The organism is Streptomyces sp. bgisy027, assembly GCF_057710365.1.
The window spans coordinates 1-4,280 of the sequence record NZ_JBYIVZ010000113.1; the positions used below are offsets into that span (position 1 = coordinate 1).

4 protein-coding genes are annotated in these 4,280 nt (G+C 71.5%); all 4 read left to right on the forward strand.

The annotated features are described in order from the left end of the window. Positions 1-131 precede the first annotated feature (131 nt). The 4 genes from AC3ETA_RS47515 (at position 132) to AC3ETA_RS47530 (ending at position 4,280) form a co-directional block, all read left to right on the forward strand. Positions 132-2,228, forward strand: coding sequence for a tetratricopeptide repeat protein (locus AC3ETA_RS47515; protein WP_432199125.1), 2,097 nt, complete (start codon positions 132-134; stop codon positions 2,226-2,228). A gap of 655 nt (positions 2,229-2,883) precedes the next feature. Then, on the forward strand, positions 2,884-3,168 hold the full coding sequence (locus tag AC3ETA_RS47520; protein ID WP_330358376.1) for a hypothetical protein: 285 nt from the start codon (positions 2,884-2,886) through the stop codon (positions 3,166-3,168). Between the two features lie 6 nt (positions 3,169-3,174). After that, positions 3,175-3,903 (forward strand): helix-turn-helix domain-containing protein, encoded by a 729-nt coding sequence (locus AC3ETA_RS47525; RefSeq protein WP_432199126.1) that lies wholly within the window; start codon positions 3,175-3,177, stop codon positions 3,901-3,903. 188 nt (positions 3,904-4,091) lie between these two features. After that, positions 4,092-4,280 (forward strand): response regulator transcription factor, encoded by a 189-nt coding sequence (locus AC3ETA_RS47530; RefSeq protein ID WP_432199127.1) that lies wholly within the window; start codon positions 4,092-4,094, stop codon positions 4,278-4,280.

Sequence of the window (4,280 nt, forward strand, 5' to 3'; positions counted from 1 at the left end):
TAGGAGGCGGTAGGGGGCGGGGTGTGTCGTGGGGTGTGGTGAGGGAAGCGGCTGGAAGCCGCTGCTGTGCTCTCGACATCGGCGTGCTCTCCATGAAGATGCCCTGTAGTGGGGGATATCAGGGAGGCCGCATGCCTGGGCTTTTGCGGCGGGGTGAGCAGCCGTGGCAGGGGTTGGCCGGGTTCATCGCGGTGGTGGTCGCGGGCTGTGTGGCGATCGCTGCCGCCATCACGTGGCTGTCGGGTCCGTGGGCGGCCGGGGTGGGGGCCGCGGTGACTGCCGTGTACGGGCTGACGGCCGAGCTCTTTCGGCCACGGCGGCGCAGCCGGGAGGAGACGGACCTGCTGCGCGATGTGCGGGGGCGTATTCCCCGGGCGCGTCAGGTGACCCGGCCGGAAGCGGCGGGGGTGCGTGCCGCTGAGGGGGCAACGGCACCGCCTTATGTGCCACGCGACGCCGAGCAGGAGGTGGTGCTCCGGCTGCAGCGGTCGGGCTTTGTGCTGCTGGTGGGTGAATCCGCCGCGGGCAAGTCCCGGCTCGGCTACGAGGTGGCACGCTCCCGGTTCGGGCAGTACCGCTTCGTCGCCCCGCGCACGAGGGCGGCCGTCCCGCAGGCGGTGGCCTGTGCCCGCAGCTGCCGCCGCGCCGTTGTGTGGCTGGACGACCTGGAGAACTACTTCGGCAGAGACGGCATCACGGCGACCATGCTGCGCTCGCTGTCCGACAGCGGCCCAGGGCACCGGGTGGTGCTGGGCACCATGCGCGTGGAGGAATACCGCCGCTTCGAGGCCCGTGAGGAGAGCCGCCTGACCGGCTCCGACCGGGATGCCTGGCGCACGCAGCGCGAGGTCCTCCAAGAAGCGCACGTGATCCGGCTGCCCCGGCGCTGGTCCGAGCACGAATGCAGGCGCGCCGCCGCCCACGCCGACGACGCACGCATCGCGGCCGCCCTGCACACGTGCGACCGGTTCGGCATCGCAGAAACGATCGCGGCAGGACCCGAACTGATGGCCGCATGGCAAAACGCCTGGGCGCCGGGCACCAACCCGCGCGCCGCCGCCCTGGTGACCGCAGCCGTCGACTGCCGCCGCGCCGGCCTGCGCAGCGCCGTGACCGGCGACCTGCTCCGGCGGCTCCACGAGCCGTATCTGACCGAGCGCGGCGGCAGCGACCTGCGCCCCGAGCCCCTCACCACCGCCTTCCAGTGGGCCTGCACACCGGCCCTGGCCACCAGCGGTCTGCTCCTGCACGACGGCGACGGCCGCTACCAGGCCTTCGACTACCTGATCAACACCCCCCGCCTCGAACCCATCCCCGACCACCTGTGGAACACGCTCCTTGCGGCCGTCGGCCCGGAGGACGCATACGACCTCGGCCTCGTGGCCCACCAACAGGCCCGGCTGCAGCGGGCGATCACCGCCCTGACCAAGGCACACGAGGGATCCGTGGCCGAAGCGGAATTCCCGCTCGCCCTCGCCCTGGGCGACGGCGGCCACCCCCGCCAGGCCGCTGCCCGCCTGCGCCGCATCGCCGGGAGGCCCGGCAACGATCCGCTCTTCACGCTCGCCGCCCGCCACCAGGCCGCCTTCTTCACCGGAGAGTCCGGAGCAGCACAGCAGGCCGTGCACCTGTTCGGCCACATCGTCACCAGCGCCCGCACGCTGCTGGACGCGCCGCACCCCGACGTCCTCGACGCCCGCCACCAACTGGCCTACTTCACCGGCGAGAGCGGCAACACGCACGCCGCCGCCCACCAGTTCCGGGCACTGCTCAACGACCGCGAGCGCCACCACCCCGACGACCACCAGCAGATCATCGCCACCCGACGCAGCTGCATCTGGTTCGCCACCCGCCCCGGCACCCTCGCCGAGTCCGAACACGCCATGCACGCCCTGCTGGACGAAGCCACCGCCCTGATCGGCGCCGATGCACCGCACACGCTGGCCATCCGCAGCAGCCTGGCCACCTTCGCCGCCCGCGCCGGCCGCCACGACGAAGCCCTGGAACGGTTCGCCGCCCTCATCGACGACCGCATCCGCCTGCTCGAACCGGAACACCCCCACGTCCTGCGCAGCCGCCTGGACTGGGTGCACGCACTCGCCGGCGCAGGACACACCGCACAGGCCCGCACCGAGGTCCTGAGCACCCTGCACACCGCCGAGACCGTCCTCGAAACAGACCACCGCCACCTGCGCTACGCCAGGACTCTCCTTGAGCAGCTCTCCTGAGGACGCCTCCCGCGCGGACCGGGGCAGGATCGGCCCGCCCGGGCCGGCATCAGGAGGACGACGGTGGCCGGCCCGGTACGGCGTGCCGCGTGCCTGCGCAGCGCGGCGCCGCGTCGTCCGGCGCGGCGGCGTGGGGCATGTGGGGTGCCGTGCTGTACGGGCCGCCGGCCGGCAGGGTGTGCCGGACGGGGCATGCTTCCGGTACGTCCGGGCCGGGGCCGCTGTGTTCGCCCCTGGGGAGAGCGTCTGCGGCGGACGCAGGGGGCTGGAGTGTGGGGGAGAGGGGGTGGGGTCTTCCTCGGCTATGGAAGACCCCACCGTTGCGACGGCCACCCAGATCCACGAGAGGTCGTCCGCGGCGAGGGGCAAGTGCTCCTGCTTTTCCGCTCGCTTAACTATGAGTGCGCACCAGGCCCTGGCAGATGAGTGCATACACTCAAACCCGGGATGAATCTGCGGGTTGATTCCGTCTGGTCTGGCATCAACTTCCTGCAGCCGCACCGCAGGTGGACTGCGAGACTGAACACGGCGCGTGGTCCGGCCCGTTGAGCGGCTACTCGACGGGCAATGCCTGGGCTGCGGGCCGTGATGCATTCACCCAGATCTCCGGTCGGCTCGTCACGTCGGTGGTGCGCCGTTCCAGAGAGGTCGGCATGTGACCGCCGTGTCTCCCCCCGACGGCGACAATGTCCAGCCCCAGCAGGGCAGGACATCCGCGTCCGCCGTCGCCGCATTGATCATTGTTCTGCTGTTGCTGATGGGTTTCTCCGTGTGCGCCGCACTGCTGCATGAGGCGACGCTGGCGGTCATGGCCGGTACCACGGCCATCGGCCTGGCCGGAGAAACAGCGCGCCGGGCGTTGGCGAACTCACCCTGGCACGACGGCCGCGACGCACCGGCTGCGCGCACGGTCGAAGACACGCCCCCGCAGACGGGGTGAAGCACCGTGCCCCGCAGTGAGAAGCCCCTCGATCCGGCGGGCGGCGAGCAGGCGCGTTTCGCGGCTTCGCTCCGAGCCCTGCGCCGGTCCGCGGGCCGGCCCACCTATCGCGAGATGGCCAGGACAGCACACTACTCCGCACCCGCCCTGTCGAAGGCGGCAGCCGGCCGAACCGTGCCGACCTGGCCTTGCGTGCAGGCCTATCTGCGCGCATGCCACGTGACCGACGACGAAATGGCGCAGACGTGGCGGCGCCGCTGGGAAGCCGTGCGGCAACCGGCACCACCCGAAGCCGACAGCCCGGGCCCCGTGGTGGCCGTGCCGCCCGCTGCCCTCGCCACCGGAGACCAGTCACCGGCCGCTCTTGCGCCCGACGAAGCACGCCCTCATGCCATCACCGGCCACCAGCACAGCGACGTGCGGGAGGCAACAACCACGCGGCCCGCCACCCTCGGCCACCAGGCTGCCCCTGCCCCCGCACCTGTGGCGCCGGCGGCCGGCATGCCGATCCGCATCATGCTGGTGGCGCCGGAGAAGCTGACGCGGCACGGACTTGAGGCGGTCCTCACCTCCGCGGACGGGCTGAAGGTCGTTGCCGAGGCCGCCAGCCTCAAGGAAGCGCTCCCCCGAGCCCAGGCGACCCGCCCCTCGGTGATCGTCATCGAGCTACTTGCGCAAGACGACCTGAGGACACTGTCCTCACGCAGGAAGCGCTGCCCGGCTGTGCCCTGCTGACGATCATCGCCGCCGATGCCTCTCCACAGGCTCATGCGAACCTCCTCGCCGGCGGGGTCACGGCAAGTCTGTCCAAGGACATCGACCCCGGCCGGCTATGTGATACGGTCCGGCAACTCGCCAACGGCGACCCCGTCGTTGACCCCGCCCTTGCCACCTCCCTGCACCGCCTCGCCGGCCGGCGCAGCATGCTCACTCCCCGGCAGCGGCAGATCCTCTCCCTTGCGGCGGAAGGCCGCTCCAACCTCGCCATTGCCGAGGAACTGGTGCTGTCGATAAGGACCGTGGAACGGCACATGTCGTCGATCCTGAACCGGCTAGGTGCCGGCAACCGGATACAGGCCGTCGTCCGGGCGAAGCAGGCACGCTGGATCTAG